Origin of the sequence: Paraburkholderia caffeinilytica, from assembly GCF_003368325.1 — a bacterium.
In the GTDB taxonomy this organism is placed as follows: domain Bacteria; phylum Pseudomonadota; class Gammaproteobacteria; order Burkholderiales; family Burkholderiaceae; genus Paraburkholderia; species Paraburkholderia caffeinilytica.
On the sequence record NZ_CP031466.1, the window covers coordinates 429,655 to 449,601 of the forward strand.

At 64.0% G+C, this 19,947-nt stretch carries 18 protein-coding genes; 13 read left to right on the forward strand and 5 right to left on the reverse strand.

Going from position 1 to position 19,947, the window contains the following annotated elements; genetic code table 11:
- Nucleotides 1–26: 26 nt before the first annotated feature.
- Nucleotides 27–1,046: an ABC transporter substrate-binding protein gene (locus tag DSC91_RS02015; protein WP_115776591.1), complete on the reverse strand. Its 1,020-nt coding sequence runs from the start codon at nt 1,044–1,046 to the stop codon at nt 27–29.
- A 283-nt stretch (nt 1,047–1,329) separates the two neighbouring features.
- Here DSC91_RS02015 and DSC91_RS02020 point away from each other — a divergent pair, with 283 nt between their 5' ends.
- The 6 genes from DSC91_RS02020 (at nt 1,330) to DSC91_RS02045 (ending at nt 7,148) form a co-directional block, all read left to right on the forward strand.
- Nucleotides 1,330–2,007 (forward strand): response regulator, encoded by a 678-nt coding sequence (locus tag DSC91_RS02020; protein ID WP_115776592.1) that lies wholly within the window; start codon nt 1,330–1,332, stop codon nt 2,005–2,007.
- Nucleotides 1,997–3,391 carry a sensor histidine kinase gene (locus DSC91_RS02025; RefSeq protein ID WP_115776593.1) on the forward strand — a complete coding sequence of 465 codons (1,395 nt, stop codon included), beginning with the start codon at nt 1,997–1,999 and terminating at the stop codon, nt 3,389–3,391. Before DSC91_RS02020 ends, DSC91_RS02025 begins: the two co-directional genes overlap by 11 nt.
- Nucleotides 3,392–3,575: 184 nt before the next feature.
- Entirely contained in the window at nt 3,576–4,958 is a 1,383-nt protein-coding gene (locus DSC91_RS02030) for a sensor histidine kinase (protein WP_115776594.1), read from the forward strand.
- A gap of 25 nt (nt 4,959–4,983) precedes the next feature.
- On the forward strand, nt 4,984–5,682 hold the full coding sequence (locus tag DSC91_RS02035; protein WP_115776595.1) for a response regulator: 699 nt from the start codon (nt 4,984–4,986) through the stop codon (nt 5,680–5,682).
- Between the two features lie 216 nt (nt 5,683–5,898).
- Nucleotides 5,899–6,654 carry a COG4705 family protein gene (locus DSC91_RS02040; protein ID WP_115776596.1) on the forward strand — a complete coding sequence of 252 codons (756 nt, stop codon included), beginning with the start codon at nt 5,899–5,901 and terminating at the stop codon, nt 6,652–6,654.
- A 74-nt stretch (nt 6,655–6,728) separates the two neighbouring features.
- Complete coding sequence (locus tag DSC91_RS02045) at nt 6,729–7,148, forward strand: histidine kinase (RefSeq protein ID WP_208645728.1); 420 nt, start codon at nt 6,729–6,731, stop codon at nt 7,146–7,148.
- Nucleotides 7,149–7,243: 95 nt separating this feature from the next.
- On the opposite strand, the gene DSC91_RS38635 is transcribed toward DSC91_RS02045, so the two are convergent.
- Complete coding sequence (locus tag DSC91_RS38635) at nt 7,244–7,522, reverse strand: transposase (RefSeq protein WP_115776597.1); 279 nt, start codon at nt 7,520–7,522, stop codon at nt 7,244–7,246.
- A 484-nt stretch (nt 7,523–8,006) separates the two neighbouring features.
- Here DSC91_RS38635 and DSC91_RS02055 point away from each other — a divergent pair, with 484 nt between their 5' ends.
- Nucleotides 8,007–8,834 carry an EAL domain-containing protein gene (locus tag DSC91_RS02055; protein WP_244218018.1) on the forward strand — a complete coding sequence of 276 codons (828 nt, stop codon included), beginning with the start codon at nt 8,007–8,009 and terminating at the stop codon, nt 8,832–8,834.
- Between the two features lie 221 nt (nt 8,835–9,055).
- Here DSC91_RS02055 and DSC91_RS02060 read toward each other — a convergent pair whose 3' ends face one another.
- The 3 genes from DSC91_RS02060 to DSC91_RS02070 form a co-directional block, all read right to left on the reverse strand.
- Nucleotides 9,056–10,324, reverse strand: a complete 1,269-nt coding sequence (locus DSC91_RS02060; protein ID WP_115776599.1) for an isoprenylcysteine carboxylmethyltransferase family protein — start codon at nt 10,322–10,324, stop codon at nt 9,056–9,058.
- 82 nt (nt 10,325–10,406) lie between these two features.
- On the reverse strand, nt 10,407–12,245 hold the full coding sequence (locus tag DSC91_RS02065) for a collagen-like triple helix repeat-containing protein (protein ID WP_115776600.1): 1,839 nt from the start codon (nt 12,243–12,245) through the stop codon (nt 10,407–10,409).
- Between the two features lie 270 nt (nt 12,246–12,515).
- Complete coding sequence (locus tag DSC91_RS02070; protein ID WP_115776601.1) at nt 12,516–13,676, reverse strand: iron-containing alcohol dehydrogenase; 1,161 nt, start codon at nt 13,674–13,676, stop codon at nt 12,516–12,518.
- Nucleotides 13,677–13,973: 297 nt separating this feature from the next.
- On the opposite strand from DSC91_RS02070, the gene DSC91_RS02075 reads away from it, so the two are divergent.
- The 6 genes from DSC91_RS02075 to fhuF all read left to right on the forward strand — a co-directional run bounded on the left by DSC91_RS02075 (nt 13,974) and on the right by fhuF (nt 19,922).
- On the forward strand, nt 13,974–14,645 hold the full coding sequence (locus DSC91_RS02075; RefSeq protein ID WP_162831315.1) for an RNA polymerase factor sigma-70: 672 nt from the start codon (nt 13,974–13,976) through the stop codon (nt 14,643–14,645).
- Nucleotides 14,646–14,775: 130 nt separating this feature from the next.
- The gene (locus DSC91_RS02080) at nt 14,776–15,033 is read left to right on the forward strand and encodes an MbtH family protein (protein ID WP_115776602.1); all 258 of its coding nucleotides are present in this window, start codon (nt 14,776–14,778) and stop codon (nt 15,031–15,033) included.
- Nucleotides 15,034–15,086: 53 nt separating this feature from the next.
- Nucleotides 15,087–16,103, forward strand: a complete 1,017-nt coding sequence (locus DSC91_RS02085) for a TauD/TfdA family dioxygenase (protein WP_115776603.1) — start codon at nt 15,087–15,089, stop codon at nt 16,101–16,103.
- Nucleotides 16,100–16,978, forward strand: coding sequence for an ABC transporter ATP-binding protein (locus tag DSC91_RS02090; protein ID WP_229758263.1), 879 nt, complete (start codon nt 16,100–16,102; stop codon nt 16,976–16,978). The genes DSC91_RS02085 and DSC91_RS02090 overlap by 4 nt, the downstream gene beginning before the upstream one ends.
- Complete coding sequence (fhuB, locus tag DSC91_RS02095; RefSeq protein ID WP_115776604.1) at nt 16,975–19,083, forward strand: Fe(3+)-hydroxamate ABC transporter permease FhuB; 2,109 nt, start codon at nt 16,975–16,977, stop codon at nt 19,081–19,083. The genes DSC91_RS02090 and fhuB overlap by 4 nt, the downstream gene beginning before the upstream one ends.
- Nucleotides 19,083–19,922: a siderophore-iron reductase FhuF gene (fhuF, locus tag DSC91_RS02100; RefSeq protein ID WP_115776605.1), complete on the forward strand. Its 840-nt coding sequence runs from the start codon at nt 19,083–19,085 to the stop codon at nt 19,920–19,922. Before fhuB ends, fhuF begins: the two co-directional genes overlap by 1 nt.
- Nucleotides 19,923–19,947 lie beyond the last annotated feature (25 nt).

Consider the following 19,947-nt stretch of genomic DNA (forward strand, 5'->3'; position numbering starts at 1 on the left):
GCTTCGAGGGCGTTACTTCGAGGGCGTTACTTCGCCGCGGTCTTGACCGTTGCCGACACGTAGTCGTTGCTGTAGGTCTTGGCGAGGTCGATATGCTTACCCTTCACCGAAGGATTGAACGCCGACAGTACCTTCAGCACGGTGTCCGGGCCGTCGGCGGGCATCTTGCCGTCCTTCGTGAACATCGGCAGCGACGCCTTCAGCGCGCCGACGTACAGGTCCTTGTTATTGCCGTAGTAGTCCTTCGGCATCTTCGCCGCGATATCTTCCGCGCTATGCGTCGCGATGAAGTTCAGCGTCTTCGCGAACGCGTGCGCGAGTTTCGCGGCGTCGTCCTTGTGCGACTCGGCCCACGCGCGCTGCACGTAGAAGCTCGAAGCCGGATACGTGCCGCCGAGTGCGGCGCGCGTGCCTTCCAGCGTGCGCATATCGACCAGCACCTTGGCGTCACCGGTCTTCAGCAGTTGCGAGACGGTCGGCTCGGTGGTCATGCCCGCGTCGATGCGGTTCTGCTTGATGGCGGCGATAAAGCTGTTGTCCGCGCCGACCGGCAGCAGCGTGTATTGCGTGGACGGCACGCCCGCGCGTTGCGCGAGGTATTGCGTGAGGAAGCTGGTCGACGAGCCGAGGCCGGTCACGCCGAGCGTCTTGCCCTTTACGTCGGCCATGCTCTTGAGTGTTTCCGAGGCCTTGGTGGAGACCATTTCCACTTCACCCGGCACCTGGCCGAAAATCACCAGCGCCTGGACTTCCTTGCCCTTGCTTTGCAGGTCGATAGTGTGATCGTAGAAGCCCACCACGCCTTGCACCGCGCCCGCCAGCAGTTCGTTTTCCGCGTCCACGCCGGCCGGTTGCGAGAGGATTTCGACGTCGAGGCCTTCGTCCTTGAAGTAGCCGAGCTGCTCCGTGAGCTTGGCCGGCAGATAGATGATCTTGGTGGCGCCGCCGACCATGATCGTGAGCTTCTCCGCATGAGCTGCGGCCGAAGCGGCGGCGAGGGTGAACGCAACACCTGACACAGCGGCAATCTGGCGCAAGGTACGCATGGTGCAGTCTCCTTAGGTTTGGCCGCGGCGATGTGCGGATGCGGCGCTTTCTGGATGAATGACGGCGATTATAGAAATTGGAAACCTTCTGGCAGCTTTCGGTGCTGTGGGCAAATCATGGGTGTTAACCCGAGAATCCACCGCAATCGCGTGGCCGCCCCCTGGCAAACCCCATAACGTGGGCCACAAATCACGCAAGCCGCGCGCAAAACCCCTGTTTTACGGCACAATCGGCGTCCTGACTTTTGCCGCGCATTGCGTTAGCCAATTCGCCGTTCCCGCTATGAAGCTGCTGCTCATCGAAGACAACCCCACGCTGGCGCACTGGCTCGCGAAGATGCTGGAGCAGGAGGCGTTCGCGCTCGACGCGGTACAGGACGGCGACGCCGCCGACCGCTTGCTGCGCACCAATCACTACGACGTGATCCTGCTCGACCTGAATCTGCCGAAGCTGTCGGGCAAGAATGTGCTGCGCCGTTTGCGCCAGCGCGGTGACGCCACGCCGGTGCTGATTCTGACGGCGAGCGGCTCGATCGACGAAAAAGTGGAGCTGCTCGGCGCCGGCGCGGACGACTACCTGGTCAAGCCCTTCGAAGTGCGCGAGCTGGTCGCGCGAATCAAGGTGGCGATCCGCCGCCAGTCGCCGTCGAAGGCGAGCGAGGTCGTGTGCGGCGATCTCGCGTTCGACATCGATACGCGCCAGTTCACGCTGAAGGGCGCGCCGCTGAACGTCACGCCGCGCGAGCGCTCGGTGCTCGAAACGCTGATCCTGCGCTTGGGCAAGACGGTAACCAAGCCCGCGCTAGTCGACGCGATCTTCACGCTCGCGGACGAGCCGAGCGAGGACGCGGTCGAAATCTACATTTCGCGGCTGCGCAAGAAGCTCGACGGCAGTTCGGCCGCGATCGTCACGTTGCGCGGGCTGGGCTATCTGCTGCGCAAGAAAGAAGATGACCAATAGCCTGCGCATGCGCCTGCTGTGGTGGTTGCTGGTGCCGCTCGCGTTGTATGTGTTCGTCACCGGCAAGGCCGAGTACGACAACGCGCGGCGCACGGCGGACCTGGTGCAGGACAACCAGCTTGTCTCGTCGGCGCGGATGATCGCCGGTGAAGTGGAATGGGTGGACGGTTTTCTAAGCGTGGACGTGCCGCCCGCCGCGCTTGAAGTGTTCGTCTCGCCCTATCGCGATCAGGTGTTCTACAGCGTTCGGGTCGACGATGGCCGCCTGCTGGCGGGTACGCCGGACTTTCCGCAGCGCGCGGCGCTCTCGCCCGACACGGCCGATCACTACGACACCCAGCTCCACGGCCAGCCCGTCCGCGCGGTCGGCCTCGTGCGCCTGATGTACGACAACGGCGCGACCCGCCGCGTACGGGTGACGGTGGGCAAGACGGTGCGCTCGCGCGACGCGATGGCGCAGCAGTTGTGGCAGCCGCAACTCGTGCGGCAGATCGAGATGATCGTGCTGGCGGTTGCGCTGGCCTGCATCGGACTGACGTTCGAATTGCGGCCGCTGATGAAAGTGAAGGAAGACGTCGCCGACCGCGACCCCATGCAACTCGAGCCGATTCGTGTCGAGCGCCTGCATACGGAATTGCGGCCGATCGTCGAAGCGATCAATCAATGTATCGCGCGCCTCGGCGTGCAGGTCGCCGCGCAGCGCCGTTTTATCGCCGACGCCGCGCACCAGTTGCGCACGCCGCTCACGCTGCTCGGCACGCAGTTGCAGTTCGCGCGCCAGCAGGACGGCCTGAATCCCGCGCTCGACGAGGCGCTCGCCGCGATGCACCGCAGCAATCGTTCAATGGTCGGACTTACCAACAAGCTACTGTTGCTCGCGCAGGCAGAGGCCGCCGACAACACGCAACTAGCGGTCGAAACGGTGGATCTGGTGCCGCTGGCTATGGAAGTGGTGGAAGATCTGGCGCTGCTCGCGCAGGACCGGGACATCGATCTGGGCGCCGAACTGAACGGTCCCGCGCCGGTGGCGGGGCATCGCGGCCTGCTTCAGGCGCTGATCGCCAACCTCGCGGAGAACGCGATCCGCTATACCGGCCGTGGCGGTCACGTCACGGTGGTTGTCAGCGCGGACGCCGGTACGGCCACCGTGGCGGTGCTGGACGACGGCCCCGGCATTCCCGCCGAGTCGCGCGGTCGCGTGTTCGAGCCGTTTTTCCGGGCGTCGGCAGATACCGAAGGGACCGGGCTGGGCCTCGCCATCGTGCGTGAAATCGCGGACGCGCACCACGGAGAGATCGTGCTCAAGCCGGGCGCAGGCGGCAAAGGCGTGCACGTGAGCGTCTCGTTTCCGCGTGCGGCGACCGAAGAACCTCGGCCCGTTTGAATCAATCCCTTCAAAGCGGCGGCCTCGAAAGGAGTCGGGACAAACCCGCAATCGGCCCAGGAAACGCGTGATCGAAAGCTTGGAGAAGGATTTGTACCCCTAAAATTTGGGCAGGCGATTCATCGAACGCCCACCGCACACGTGGGATAGAGCGGAGACATCCAGCAGAGAGGAACGACGAATCGTGTTTTCAGGCAGTTTGCGCGGACGCTTGCTGTGGTGGCTCCTGCTGCCGCTGGCGGCGTTCGTTTCCATTTCCGGCATGATCTCGTATCGCAACGCGCAGACCACGGCCGACCTGGTTCAGGACAACGCGTTGCTATCGTCGATACGCATCATTGGCGAGGACATCGACTGGGATAACGGCCACGTGTCGGTCCAGATTCCGCCGGCCGCGCTCGAGCTGTTCGAGTCGCCGGAACAGGATAGCGTGTTCTATCGCGTCGAAGCGAGCGGCCGCCGCCTGCTGGCCGGCAGTCCCGACTTGCCGCTGCCGCGCGGCGTGAGCGACGTCCCCATGCTCTATTCCACGCATCTCGACGACGGCCGGCCCGTGCGCGCGGCGACTTACGTGCGGCAGCTATACGACTCGGGCCGTACCGAGGAAGTTGTCGTCGCGGTTGCGAAAACGGAAGGTTCGCGCGACGCCATGCTGTGGCGCCTGCTGCGGCCGCAACTATTTGGCGAGGTGCTCACGCTGGTGCTCGCCATGGTGTTCGTCTATCTCGGGCTGACCTTCGAATTGCGGCCCTTGATGAAGGTGAAAGACGACGTCGCCGACCGGAACGCGTCGCAACTTGAACCGATACGCGTGGCGCGCTTGCACGTCGAACTCAAGCCTATCGTCGAAGCGATCAATCAGTGCATCGCGCGCATGGGACAGCAGGCTGCAACCCAGCGGCAATTCATCTCCGACGCGGCGCATCAGTTGCGCACGCCGCTTGCGCTGCTGGTGGCGCAGATCCAGTTCGCGCGGCAACGCGAGAATCGGGACGCGCCGCTCAGCGAAGCACTGGCCGGCATGCATAAAAGCAGCCGCAAGCTGACTACCTTGACCAACAAACTGTTGCTGCTTGCTCAGGCCGAATCCGCTGCGCCCTCCAGTACGCGCGAACGGGTCGATCTGAGCGCATTGATCGCGGGCGTGCTGGAGGAGTTGATCGCATTCGCGCAGTCGCGTGAAATCGATCTGGGCGCCGAACTGGAGGACGGTTTATACGTGACCGGCGACGAAGCACTGACCGCGGCGCTCGTGACCAATCTCGTCGACAACGCGTTGCGCTATACGCAACCCGGCGGCCGCGTCACGGTGCACACGCAACGCAGTCACGACATGGCGATCGTGCGTGTGATCGACAACGGGCCGGGTATCAAGGCTGAGGCGAGGGCGCGCGTGTTCGAACGTTTCTATCGCGCGTCGAACCACGCTGACGGAACCGGCCTCGGCCTGCCGATCGTGCGCGAGATCGCCCGGCGGCAAGGCGGCACGGTTACGCTCGAGCCGGGAGAGGACGGTGTCGGCCTGGTCGCCACCGTCGAGATGCGACTATGGTCGGCGGCGGCCTGATGCGCCGCCAAATCAGGGGAACCCTATGAAACTGCTGCTCGTTGAAGACGACGCTGACCTCGCGCGCTGGGTGATGAACCTGATGCAGGTCGAGAATTTCGTGGTTGACTGGGCGCAGGACGGCGAACGGGCGGAGACGCTGCTCGGCGTGCAGTGCTACGACGCGGTGCTGCTCGACCTGCGGCTGCCGGGCATCGGCGGCAAGGACGTGCTGGCGCGTCTGCGGCGCAAGCGCGACAACGTGCCGGTGCTGATGCTCACCGCCAACGGCTCGACCGACGACAAAGTGGCCTGTTTCTCGGCCGGCGCCGACGACTACGTCGTCAAACCTTTCGACGCGCGCGAGCTGGTGGCGCGCATCAAGGCGCTGATCCGCCGCCAGGCGGCCGGCGACAAGGGCCAGTCGATCGACTGCGGCGATCTGCGCTACCTGTTCGATTCGCGTGAATTCGTATTACAAAACGAGCCCTTGCCGTTACGGCGGCGCGAACACACCATCCTCGAAACGCTGATGCTGAAGCAGGGCAAGACGGTCTCGAAGGCCACGTTGATGGACAAGGTCTTCACGCTCGACGACGAACCCAGCGCCGATGCCATCGACATTTACATTCACCGCTTGCGCAAGCATCTTGCCGGTTCCAGCGCGAAGATCATGACCTTGCGCGGGCTCGGCTACATTCTGCGCGAAGAAGTACCGTGCGAAGGGTTTGTCGAGGCGTTGTAGCGCATCGGGGCGGTGTTGAATCGCCCGATTGATCATCCATTTGGCTGCCGCGCGCCGGTGGTTGCATCGGCATCTTCCGTAAGGTTTTCCTAAGGTTCCCCATTGCATTATTCGCCGCATCGAGTTGGCACGGACGCGCCTGCTCATAACGTCGAATTAATGACTATTGATGGGAGAACCAGCTTGCTAGCGACCTCGACTTATCGTGTTGCCGAGATGCGCAACAAAGTGCCCGAGGCAACACTTGTCTTCTGGGCGATCAAGATCATGGCGACCACGGTCGGCGAAACCGGCGCGGACTATCTGGCCGTGCACGTGGGGCTCGGCACTGCGCTCACCGGCGGGATGATGCTCACGTTGCTGATTGCCGCATTGGCCTTGCAGCTTCGCATGCGCAAGTACGTGCCTTGGATTTACTGGCTGACCGTGGTGCTGGTCAGCGTGGTCGGCACGCAGATCACCGATGCACTGACGGACAAGCTCGGCATCAGTCTCTATGCCAGCACGATCGCGTTTTCGCTTGCCCTGGCCGTGGTGTTCGCGCTCTGGTATCGCAGTGAGCGGACACTGTCGATTCACACCATCTACACGACGCGGCGGGAGATTTTCTACTGGGCCGCTGTGCTGTTCACCTTCGCATTGGGCACTGCGGCCGGCGATCTTGCGACGGAAGCGTTGGGACTCGGCTTCATGATCGGCGTTGCGGCATTCGGTGCGCTAATCGCATTGGTGTGCGCGATCTACTACGTCGGCGGAAATCCGGTGCTGACTTTCTGGCTCGCCTACATTCTGACGCGGCCGTTGGGCGCCTCGTTCGGCGATCTGCTTTCGCAGTCGCGCGCGTACGGCGGTGTCGGCCTCGGCACGATCAATACGAGCGTGGTCTTTCTGAGCGCTATCGTCGTGCTGGTCATCTTCGCGAGTGCAGTCGAACAGCGGTCCACGCGCGTTATCGCCGCGGGTGAACCTTGAGCGCGCGGCGCTCGACAAGCCGTAGACGCAGCCCTTTTTCAATCGTATATCGGATCAAACGGAAGAGAACCATCATGAATCAACGCACGCTCAACAAAGCAGTCATCGCTTCTTTCATTGCCATCTCGGCCATCAGCTTCGGGCATCGCGAGGCGGGCAGGATCGGTTTTCCGTCGGCCGAGGCAGCCGAGCCAGTCAAGGCGTCGAAGCTCGGCGATCTTGCGTCGTTCCGCAAGATCGCCGCCGACACCGCGGTACTCGTCGACCAAGGCAATCTCGCGGGCGGCAAGGCGCGTATCAAGGATCTGGAGCTCGCGTGGGACGACGCCGAGCCTTCGCTGAAGCCTCGAGCCGCAGCCGACTGGCACACCGTCGACAAAGCGATCGACCGTGCGCTGAGCGCGTTGCGCGCCGGCACGCCGAACTCAGCGGAATGCAAGCAGTCGCTCGCCGATCTACTGGCGGTGATGGATCGAATGAGCGGCAAGGCCTGACACGCCGATGGGCGCGAGCGACCACAAAGGCCATTCGTGAAACATCTGTTCGCCTTTGAATCGATACGGTATGCAAAGCAATTTCTACCGTCGATTCAGCAAGTCGAAAGCGTCTGGTCGCACAAGGGCAGGCGTTCATTCACAAGGTCAAGAACGCCTGTTTTTTTCCAGGTCATATACCGAAGATAACAAGTCTGTTGCGGCGGAAAAGTCGCCGGCAGCCTGTGCCACTTTTCCTTCGTTTGCTGTACCCAGAGTATCGCGTTCAGGATCTCGCGATCGCTGCGACGAGGTCGCCCACGACCGGACGGAGTCACGGGAAAAAGACTCTGAACACGCGCCCAATCGGCATCGGTGAGGGGGATCTGAAGCATCGGCCGCCTTGAATGACTGTGTGAGGAATGCGCAGTCGTTACATGCTGCGTTTGGTGCCGATACTAGTAAATCTTTTTTTCTCGGTCAAATTTTATTGTTGCGGTGCGATGCCTCAATTCATCGCTTGTTGTTTGGCGATCTTATTCGCTATGCATGAAACAGTTTCCAAGTTTGAAACGATCGACTTGTGGTATTCGCGCGTTCAACGTTCTTTGCGATACCCCGTAACGTCGATGCGGAACGCTACGTAACATTCGCGTTTAACCCACCATCTGGCGATCTGGATTGCGCCTCGATACGTTTGATCGTGTCGCCGTAAGCCCTTGTCCCATCGGGCTTATCGGATAGCGTCACCGTTAGCGTGTGCAGTGAGCGTGACGCTTGGCACGACATGTGCATGCGTTAGCCGGGTTAAATAATTTCGCCTACGCCATGCTATCGCTCGACTATGAAAAGCCTGTATCGCTCGCAACGACGTTCGGCATGCGCAACGCTTGCGCTGAACAGACTGATTGGGACGACTCGCGCGACGATCCCATGGCGCTGAACGAACTCGAAAGCCGCGTCTGCCAGGGTCTGCGCGCGGGCGAATTTCATCTCGTGTTTCAGGGCACTTATCGCGCGGCGGGCGGCGCGCTGGTGCGTCTCGAAGCGCAGGCACGATGGACGCATCCCGACTACGGGCTGCTGCTTCCCGGCATTTTCATGATGCCGCTCGAGCACCCGCAGGTCGCGCGGGAGATGGCCTTGTTCGTCATCGACGGCGTGTGCCGTGAACTGCGCGACTGCCTCTCGTCGAAGATGACGCTGCTGCCGGTCGCGATCACGGTGCCGGCGCGAGTGGCCGTGCTCGAATCGTTTGCCGATGACCTCACGCGCATCGCGCGCTCGTATGGCGTGCCGGGCAATCTGCTTGAAATCGAAGTGCCCGACAGCGCCGATGCGGCACGTCTGCTGTCTTTGCGGACCTTGACGGCCGGCCTTCGCTTTGCGGGAACCGGTATCTCGATGGGCAAATGGGGCAATGCCGCATCTTCGCTCGCACTGCTCGGCGCGCTCGATGTGGACACCGTCACGATCGCGCCTGAGCTGATGGCAGCGGTTCCACGCGATCCTCGCGCCTGCGTGGTGATGTCGGCGTTACTGGATCTGCTTCATGCGCTCGACATACGGGCCGTGGTGAACGGTGTCGAGACCAAAGCACAGTTGCAATGGTTGAGCACATGGCCGCAAACGCTGATGCAAGGCTTTCTGTTCTCGCGCCCGAAGGCCGGGCTGGCCAGCGTGCTCGCACTGCACAGCGAACCGTGAACGCGGGTGCAAGACCGGGTGCAAGACGTTACGTAACGTTTTGCGCGCCTTGCCCTTGAGGCGAGTCCCCGCTGCGCGCGGAAAAGCGTCCAATCGCGCTATCGTCTGCTTCTACCGCTAACCGCTTGCCGGTGGTCAAGAAGGCTCATCGCCGTCGTCACGTCATTGAAGAATGGTGCGTCGCAAAAGATGCGTTCGACGCCGTTCGTAGCATAAACATCTCATTGAAACGCACGTGTGATCCTGGCGAACAGCCCGTTCTTCGCGATCCATTCCGCGTAGGCGCGATAGTCGGGATCGTTCATCAAATGCCGCTCCTCGGTTTTGGCGCGCATGAAATACAGCAGATTCACGGCCGTCAGCGCGAAGCAGTGCGTGAGCGCGACTTGCCAACCTAACGGTTCGACGAACGGCACCGAGACCATCCAGAACGAGAGATTCTTCGTGATGTAGGCCGGGTGCTTCGTGAAGCGATACGGGCCCGAGGTGATGATGCCGCGATGGGTCAGGTTCGAGAACCGCAATCCGAACGCGATCGTGGAAAGCGCATAGCAGAAGACCAGGGCGATGATCGCAGCGCCCCAGACGATTCGGACAATGGGCATGGAGATCAGCCAGTTGTCCCAGAACATCGAGCCTTCGTAGTGGATGTACTGGCTCGAGATCAGCGACCAGAACGGCTGGTAGCAGATAAGCGCAACCAGCCAGCCGAGCGTGGTCGGCTCCGCGCTGCGCACGTGGGTATCGAGAATGCGCAGCGTGCACAGATAACCTACCGTGCCGAACATCAGGTCCATCGTGAAGGACAGGTCGTACATGAATCTGAACGTCGCAAGCGAGAACGGCGCGTTCATGGCGGTCGCAAGCGATGCGCCGATGTGGTTCGCATCGGTGGACAGATAGGTGATCATCAGCGGCAGGAAGAACGCTTTCACCATCCATCCGGCCAGCATTTCACGCACGGGCTTCCAATTGCCCGGACGCTGCCCGAGGAAGACGAGGCGGCCCCACACCATATAGGCATCGTCGACTTCGCGCTGACGCCGGTCCATCCACGCAAAGTAAAACGGCGCGACCGCGATCAGATACGGAGCGAGCGTACGGATCAGAGACCAGAAGGGGGTGTAGAACGTGCCGTGATATTCGGGCAACAGCCAGTAGAACAAACCGATGCCGACATACACGGACGCCAGCGCGGCCAGACGCATGCCCACACGCGCAATGCTGAGCGGCCGAACCGCCTGGCCGGTCAGTCCGGCGCTTGGGCGCAAATAGACGCGAGCGACAAACAGCTCGTACAGCGCGATCGTGGCGATGATCGCGAGACAGGCGGCGGTGCTGCGGCGCGCGCCGTCGAGCGCGGTGCTGTCGCGCAGCAGCCAGAGCGTCAGAAGGCCGACGGCGATGCCAAGCAGACCGACGGAAAACGGCGTCGCCGAACGCGGCCGCTGCTCTTCTACGTGCGCAACGTTATCCAGAGTGGAGTTCATGTCATCCTCGTCGTCATGACATAGATAGCGGCCGGGCTTCTGATTTTTTAAGTTCCGGCCGCTGTGCCGAATTGCCGCTTGCTTATTTACCGGCGACGCCACCCAGCAATCCGGTGACAAGGTTCGTCACCGGCGCCAGCGGATTCGTGCCGCTCGAACCGCTTCCCGCACTGCCCGCACTGCCCGCGCTGCCGGTCAGGCCGGTCACGAGGCCGGTGACCGGCGCGAGCGGCGAGGCCTTGCCGGATGATGCACCCGTCAGCGTCGAAGTGAGCGTCGTGACGAGGCCCGTGACGGGGGCGAGCGGTGAGCTTTGGCCCGCGGCGCCGCCCAGCGTCGAGGTCAGCGTCGTGACGAGACCCGTGACCGGGGCGAGCGGACCGCCGGCGCTGGACGTACCACCGAGCGAACCCAGGTTGCCGAGAACTCCGGTGACCGGGGCAAGCGGAGCGCCGGCGCTGGATGTGCCACCGAGCGAGCTCAGGCCGCCGAGAAGTCCGGTGATCGGCGCGAGCGGGTTGCCCGTGCTACCGGTCCCACCGAGCGAGCCGAGGTTGCCGATCAGGCCGGTCAGCGGCGGGATGCTGAGACCGTCGCCCGATCCGCCCGACCCGCCCGACCCGCCGGCGATCGGCGCCAACGGGTTGGTCGTCGCGCCGGTCAGCAGTCCGCCCGTGCTCGTGACCGTCTTGCCCAACTGACTCACTACGCCGCCAACGTCCTTACCCACCTGATCGCCGGTCGCGCCGGACACTTTCTGACCGGCCGAATCGACTCCGTTGCCGATGGTGCTCAGCGAGTTGTTGAGCGGCGAGCCGAGACCCGTGGTGTTGCCGACGGTCTGCGTCGTATTCGAGGCCACGAGGGTAATCGGGTTGATGAGCGTGCTCAGTTGGGTCTCGAGCTGTTGAACCGGTGCACTGGTCAGCGCCGAATTCAATCCCGAGCCCACTTTGATCACGCCGTCACCCACGCCGCCGACAACCGTACCCACGGTCGACGTGACCGGTGCGAGCGGCGCAAGCGGCCCGGTTCCGAGACTCTTCACTACGCCGCCGACAGCCTTGACGGCCGCGCCTGCATCGGTCACGAGACCCGATGTGGAGGTCAGGGTCGGTCCAGGCGGATTGGTCGAACTGCCCAGCGTGCCCAGACCTGCGGCCGTGCCGTTGCCGAGCACCTTGACGCCGTTGCCGAGATCGGTGATTGCAGCGCCGAGATTCGCGGTCGTTGCGCCATTGACGCCGGGGACCGAGGTGCCGGTGATCTTGGAACCCGTATCGGCGACGGTCGTGCCCACGGCAGTGATGAGGTTGCTGCCTTGCGTGACGATGTTGCCGATAGGCGTGGAGGATGTGCCGGAGGTGCCGGAGCTGCTGGTGCCGGAGCTGCTGGTGCCGGAGCTGCTGGTGCCGGAGCTGCTGGTGCCGGAGCTGCTGGTGCCGGAGCTGCTGGTGCCGGAGCTGCTGGTGCCGGAGCTGCTGGTGCCGGAGCTGCTGGTGCCGGAGCTGCTGGTGCCGGAGCTGCTGGTGCCGGAGCTGCTGGTGCCGGAGCTGCTGGTGCCTGAACTGCTGGTGCCTGAACTGCTGGTGCCGGAGCTGCTGGTGCCGGAGCTGCTGGTGCCTGAACTGCTGGTGCCTGAACTGCTGGTGCCTGAGCTGCTGGTGCCCGAGCTGCTGGTGCCGGAGCTGCTCGTACCTGAACTGCTGGAGCCGCCTGAGCTACCCGAAGTCCCCGAACTGCCGCCCGACGTCCCCGAAGTGCCGGAACCCGACGTCCCCAAAGCCCCCGACGTTCCGCCGAGTCCGCTCCCGCCAAGCCCGCTTGTGTGAGTACCGATATTGCTGGATCCGCATCCATAGAGCGCGAGCAGTGCGGATGTCGCAACAGCAATGGCTGTCTGACCGATGATTTTTTGCATGATTTCCCCGTTGAACCACGATTGGCGGTGGGCAACACTGCAAGTTGCAAGCCAAACGCGGGTTACGGCTTCATTTCAGCAATTCATCGAATATGTAGTTGATAAAATATTGATATGAAGAATTTATCGCGACAAAAACACGCCGCCGCTTAAAGCGGCCACACCGTGTTCCACATGCATGCTACGTAACGTGTCCGGCGGGCGTAACGGCGCGGAGCCGCCGTCGGACTGCGCAGCGGCGCCCTTCTCACCGGCGCCTCATACCGTCAATTAAAACGCAGCGGTGTAGATCGCCAACGCATCGGCCCCAGTAACCTGCCGCGGGTTATTCACCAGAAGCCGTGTCTGCAACATTGCGTCGCTTGCCATCCGCTCGAGTCCGCTACGCTCGATGCCCACGTCGCGCAATCGAGCCGGAATCGCGGTCGCCGCGATCATCTGTTCGAGCCGTTCGATCAACGCCAGCGTCCTGCTTTCGGCACTGCCCGTCACGCCCGGCACGATCACATCCGCAAGCTCGGCGTACAGATGCGCCGCCGCTTCTGCGTTGAACCGCAGCACGTGCGGCAGCACGAGTGCATTCGAAAGACCGTGCGGGACGTGATAAATGCCACCGATCGGATACGCGAGCGCATGCACCGCGGCCACCGGTGCATTGGCGAACGCCTGACCGGCGAACGCCGCGCCGAGCAGCATCGCTTCGCGCGCCGCGCGGTTCTGGCCGTTCTCGCATGCAGCCAACAGATTGCGCGACAGGAGTTCGAGCGCTTTCATCGCCAGCATGTCGGACACGGGGTTTTTCAAATGGGCTGACGTGTACGCCTCGATCGCGTGAACCATCGCGTCGATGCCGGTTGCCGCGGTCGTGGCAACCGGCAGCCCGAGCGTGAGCTCCGCGTCGAGAATCGCCAGATCGGCGACCAGTTGCGGCGCGACCACGCCCATCTTTTTCGCCTCGCCCACCGTCACGATCGACACGGCCGTGACTTCGGAGCCGGTGCCCGCGGTGGTCGGCATCTGCACGAGCGGCAGGCGCGACACCGTAACCTTGTTCACGCCGTACATGTCGACGAGCGCTTGTTGATCCTGCGGCGCCAGCACGGCGATCAGCTTCGCCACGTCCATCGACGAACCGCCGCCGAGTCCCAGCACGATCTCCGCGCCGGCCTCGCGTGCGCGCGACGTCGCCTCGAGCACGATGTGCTCGGGCGGATCGGCGATCACGTCGTCGATCACGGTGGCATCCCAGCCGTGCGCCGCGAGATCGGCGAGCGCCGGATTCAGCAGGCCACTCTTGTGAAGAAAGCCATCCGTCACCACGCACAGGCGTGCGAGCGAAGGAAATTGCGCGCGCAACAAAGCGCCGAGACGGCAAGCCGCGCCAAACTCGACGACCATCGTCGGCACGGTTTGAAAGCGGAATGCGTTCATCGTGTTACCTGCGAGTCAGCACTAGCCATTGATTACTCCAGCACGTTCAGTACGTCGACGTTCAGGATCCGGACTCCACAATCGCAGCCATCAGTTGTACCAGATTCGGATCGGTTTGCTTCGCTCTGCCAACGCCGGCGTCTGCTTCCACCTGCCCCTCGTTGGCCACGCAGCCCGCGCAAACCCAGTTCATCAGACAAATCTATCGAAAGTGTAAGGTTATTCCAAATCTTGATTGAGAATGATTCGCGTTTACGTTAGATTGGCGCTCTTCCTTGAGAAATGCGGAGCGAATCTATGGCTGAGGTGCTCATCCGGCGAGAGCCTTCAACAGCGATACCGATGTCTGTTCTTGGCGCCGGTGCCGCCTGTCCTTCGGGTCCGCGGCGGGCGCACAGTCACTCTCGTTCAGTCGATTGGGAGAGGAGCACGCTGCTCGAGGTGCTGATCGCCAACCGGCCGATGCTCGTCAATCTGGCACGCGGCTTCGTGGGTTGCGCGAGTCTCGCGGAGGACGTGGTGCATGACGTCTTCATCAAGCTGGTCGACTTTCCGGATCAGGATGCCGTGCGGCAACCTGTGGCGTACGTGACCCGCATGGTGCGCAATGCATCGATCGACGCGTTCCGCCGCCAGAGCCTCGAAAACACCTATCACGCGGACGAAGACGACGGCCTGCACGTGCCTTCGCCGGAGCCTTCGCCCGAGGCGGCGCTGCTCGTGCGCGACACGCTGCGGCACGTCTACAACGCGCTCGAGCAACTGCCGGCGCGCAGCCGCGCGGCGTTCGAGATGGTGCGCTTGCGCGAGGAAACGCTGCAAAGCACGGCGCGCGCGCTCGATGTCTCGCAAACGCTGGTGCATTTCATGGTGCGCGATGCCGAGAAGCATTGCGCCGATTGCCTCGACGCCCGCAATCGCGGCGTGAGCGGTCCCGCGTTCTGCAGCGGCCGCGCCCGTCGGCGGTAAAAAAACGCGCGCATCAAACGTCAATTGAGTAGATGCGGCGTGCGAGCGAGAGACCGCCGCCGCTGTTCCGGGATCGTTCATCAGCGGTCTGCTGAGGCATCCTGACCATTCATCGACTGAGCCATTCATCATGACGCAAGCACACCACACGCCTTCCGCCGCAACCGGCGAGGCGGACGATCTCGTCTACACGGTCGTCATCAACGACGAAGAGCAGTACTCGATCTGGCCGACCTTCCGCGCCGTGCCGGCAGGCTGGCGCGAAGTGGGCGTGCGCGGCCCGAAGGCCGACTGCCTGGCGCATATCGACACGGTGTGGACCGACATGCGTCCGGCCAGCTTGCGCCGCCACATGGACGAGGCCGCCGCGAAGGCGCGCGCAGCGTAATCGGGCCGGCCCGGACACGCTCCGGGCGCATCGCTTCTGCAAGAGGAATTCGCATGACCCTGCTTTCGATACCGTTGCCCACGCTCGCCGACTTGTCGATCGAGCCGGGACTGCCGACTGTCGTCTCGCCGCGTTCAGGCGCGGAGATTTCACTGGAAGAGGCGGTGACGCTGTTGCATGCGATCGCCGGCGACACGCTCGAACGGACTGGCGGCGTGCTGTTCACCGGCTTTCGCGTGGCCTCGATCGATGCCTTCCAACGCTTTGCCGGGTCGTTCGGGCATCCGTTGATCGGCTACGAATTCGCCTCGACGCCGCGCAGCCAGGTGGAGGGCGCGGTGTACACGTCGACGGAATATCCGCCGCACCGCTCGATTCCTTTGCACAACGAGCAGTCGTACACGCGCGAATGGCCGCTGCGTATCTGGTTCCACTGCGCGCTCGCCGCGCGCTCGGGCGGCGCGACGCCGATTGCCGACAGCCGCGCGATCTATCGCACACTCGACCCGGCGCTCGTCGCGCGCTTTGCGAAACGGGAACTGCTGTACATACGCAACTTCGGGCAAGGACTCGATCTGCCGTGGCAACAGGCCTTCGGTTCGGACGACCCGGGCGTGGTCGAGCGGATTTGCCGCACGCGCGGCATCGAATGCGAATGGCGCGACAGTGACGACGGCGAACTGCTGCTGCGTACGCGCGAGCGTTGTCAGGCGGTGGCGCGCCATCCGCGCACCGGCGAGATGGTCTGGTTCAACCAGGCGAATCTGTTCCACCTCTCGTCGCTCGATGAAGACATGCAGGACGCGCTGATCGATTCGGTCGGGCTTGAAAACGTGCCGCGCAACGTCTATTACGGCGACGGCGAGCCGCTCGAAGCCGATGCGCTCGCGGAGATTCGCGGCGTGCTCGATCAGCAGCGCGTCGTCTTCCCATGGCTGACGGGCGACGTGCTGATGCTCGACAACATGTTGACGGCGCACGCACGCGATCCGTTCGAAGGGCCGCGCAAAGTCGTTGTGGCGATGGCGCAGAGCTACAGCGAAGGCCAACAGCGGACGGCCGCGCAATGACGAAAACGCAGGGCGCGGCACTCGCGGCGCATTCGCTGACGGTCGGCTACCGCGATCATGTCGTGCTCCACGGTCTGAACCTGACCATCGCGGCCGGCCGCGTCACTGCATTGTGCGGACCGAACGGCTGTGGAAAAAGCACGATGCTGCGCACGCTCGCCGGTTTGCAGCCGGCGCTCTCCGGCAACGTTGAAGTCGACGGCAAGCCGCTCGCTTCATACCGGCGACGCCACCTGGCGCGCACGCTGACGATGCTCGCGCAATTCAACCAGATTCCGTCTGGGCTGACCGTACGCGAGTTGGTTGCGTATGGCCGCTATGCGTACGGTGGCTGGCTGCGCGGACTGTCGCGCGCGGACCACGCGGCGATCGACGAAGCACTCGTCACCAGCGGTCTGGCCGACGACGCCGCGCGCGACGTCGCCGCGCTTTCAGGCGGCGAACGCCAGCGAGCGTGGATCGCGATGGCGCTCGCGCAACAGGCGCCGATCGTGTTGCTCGACGAGCCGACCACCTACCTCGACATCCATCATCAGCTGGATATTCTGCGCGAGTTGCGGCGCCTGAACCGCGAACGCGGTCTGACGATCGTCTGGGTGCTGCACGACCTGAACCAGGCGGCCGCCTACAGCGATGAAATCGTGCTGATGCGCGCGGGCCGCATCGTCGCCCACGGCTCGCCCGATGCGATGCTCGACCCGCAGCATCTGAACGAAACCTTCAGCGTGCCGATGCTCAAGATCGCACATCCGCAGACGGGCGCGCCGATGTGCGTGCCGGCTTACGAGGGCGACGCGGTGGAGAGTGCCGGCGTTGAATCCGACGATGAAGCAGTGAGCGATTCCGTATCCACCAGCAAGGACCTCGCCGCATGACGACGCTCGCAGCGCGCAAACGCCTGCGCCGTCACGAGTCCTCAATCGATGATTGGCGTGCACCGGTGACAAGCCGCGCAGGGATGATCGGCGGCGCGCTCGTCGCATTGATCGTCGTGGTGGCCGCCATGCGCCTCGCGCCCGGCTTTCGCACGTGGCTCGCCGCGCCTGCGGGCAGCGATGCGGCGCAACTCGCCGGCATTCTGTTGTTCGACCTGAGCGCGCCACGCATCCTGGCGGCGTTGGTCGCAGGCGGCTGCCTTGCTGTGGCAGGGACGTTGTTCCAGTCGTTGACGCGCAATCCGCTGGCTTCCCCCGATCTGCTCGGCATTACCGGTGGCGCGCAACTCGGCTTGCTCGCCGCGATGCTGGTGCCGTCGCTGGCGGGTGTGGCGTCGGTGCCGCTGCTGTTCGTCTGCGGTCTCGCTGCCGCTGCATGCGTGGCCGCCGCGGCGGGCGGCTGGCGCGCGACGCCGTTGCGGCTCGTGCTTGCCGGCAGCGTGTGCATGCTGCTGTTCTCCGCGCTCACCACGCTGATTCTCGCGTTCTTCGAGCAAAGCATTGTGGGCGTGTCGCTGTGGGCGAGCGGCAGTCTCTATCAGCCTGGCGCCTCGGGTCTGAAGATCGCGGCCGCCTGGCTCGTGTTGCCGCTCATCGCGTTGCCGTTCGTGATCCGTCCGCTCGACCCGCTCGCGCTCGGCGACGACGCTGCCGCGGCGGCCGGCGTGCGCGTCGACGCGACGCGGCTCGCGGCGATGGTGGTGGCAGTCGGTTTCGCGAGCGTGGCGGTAAGCGTGGCGGGACCGCTGTCGTATGTCGGTTTGATCGCGCCGAATCTGTTGCGGCAGGCGCGCAGTGCAAAGGCCTCGCGTCTGGCCGTGCTGGTGCCGTTGTCCGCGTTGGTGGGTGGCGCGCTCGTGCTCGTTACCGATAGCGCGGTGCAGGCGCTCGATCTCGACGCGACGCTGTCGACCGGTGTGGCGATCGCTTTTGTCGGCACGCCTTTGATGCTGGCGATGATTCGCAGCGGCGCGGCGTGGTCGGGCGCGCTGCATGCCGGGCAGGATCGTCCCGCCGTGCGCGCCGGGACACGCTTTGTGCGGATGCTCGATGCGTGGCCGTGGCCGCTGACGGCCACGATTCTGGCGATGTTCGGCATCCTGATCGTCTGCGCGGGGGCATCGTTCGGCCCGGCCACGATCGGCTGGCATCGCTGGCTGGCCGTGCTCGATCAGCGCGACGAACTCGCGCGCATGCTGCTGGACCTGCGCCTGCCGCGGCTCATCTGCGCGTTGCTGGCGGGGGCTTTGCTGGCGGCGAGCGGGGTGTTGATGCAGAGCATCGTGCGCAATCCGCTTGCCGGGCCGGAAGTGCTCGGCGTGACGCAAGGCGCGGGCCTCGCCACGCTCGCGGCGCTCGTCGCGTGGCCGCTCGCCGGACATTCGACGCTGGCTGTCGCCTCGCTCGCCGGCGGTGGCATCACGTTGGCACTCACGCTATTGCTCAATCGACGGCACCGCTATGCGCCGCTCGCGGTGGCGCTGACAGGCATCGTGATCGGCACGCTATGGACCACGCTTTCGCAGTGGCTCATCACGCAGCAAAGCGTGCAACCCGCGCGTTTCGTGGTGTGGCTGGTTGGCGGCACCTACGGACGCAGTTGGGGCGAAGTGACGACGCTGTTGCCGTGGTGCGTGCTGGCGGTACCCGTGTTTGCGCTGCTCGCGCGGCCGCTCGATCTCCTTGCATTAGGCGACGACCAGGCGGCGGCGCTCGGCTTACCCATCGGCGTGCTGCGTCCGCTGGTGCTGACCGTGGCGACGCTGGCGGCCTGCGCCGCGGTGGCCGCGGTCGGGCCGGTGGGCTTTATCGGCTTGATGGCGCCGCATCTTGCGTCGATGCTGGGAGCGCGGGCGCATCGCACGCGTCTGTGGCTCGCGGCCGCATGCGGTGCACTGGTATTGGTGGTCGCCGATATCGCAGCTCGCACGCTGCTGGCGCCGCGCGAAATTCCGGCGGGCGTGCTGACCGCGTTGATCGGCGCGCCCTATCTGCTTGCGCTGCTGATCGTGGAGGCTCGACGCGAGAAGCGGGGCAAGCGGTGATGGGACAACGAGGTCATGCGTCGTCGATCGCGAGTAGTCACGAGGCGAGCGCGCAGTGTTTCGCGGACTTCGCGCCGCACCCGATCGCGCACTATCTGGAGCATGTCTGGCTCGGCACGCCTGATGCCGGCGACGAACCCACGTTAGCAGCGGACGAAACCGGCAAGCCGGCCGTCATCGCCGTAGCGGAGTTGACGCACTACCGCGCCGACCTGCTCGATGCGATGGTCACGCTCTACGGCGGCCAGCACGAAGCGCATGCGCGTGCGCTGCTTTCGCAATGGAGCAAGTACTACTTCGGTTTCGCGGCCACCGCAGGTTTTGTGGCTGCGGCGGTGTTGGGCCGTCCTCTCGATTTGTCGATGGAAAGGACCCGCGTCGTGTTGCGAGGCGGTCTGCCTGTTGCGCTCTATTTCCCTCAGGATGCGTTGCAACCGCCTGCAAAAGCGCCGGCATGCCGCTACGCGCCCCTCGTCGATCATCTGAACGCGGTGATCGAGACGCTCAGTGCGATGACGAAAATCGCGCCGCGCGTGTTGTGGAGCAACGCCGGCAATCTGCTGGATTATCTGTTCGAACAATGCGCGCCGCAGTGCGATCTAACCGACGACGCCGCCTGGCTCTTCGGCCCGCTCGCCGCCGATGGCGAGGCGAATCCTCTGCGCATGCCGGTGCGTCCTGCCACACCGCGCGCCGCGAGCTTACCGAATCCGTTTAGCGCACGGCGCGTGTGCTGCGTACGTTATGAAATTCCTGGAGAGACGCGACTGTGTGGACGCTGCCCCTTGCTGTTGACGATGAGCGATGCGGAAATCGCTTTACAGGACGCTTCGCGTTGACGCGCCGCGCGAGCAAAGCGCGGCA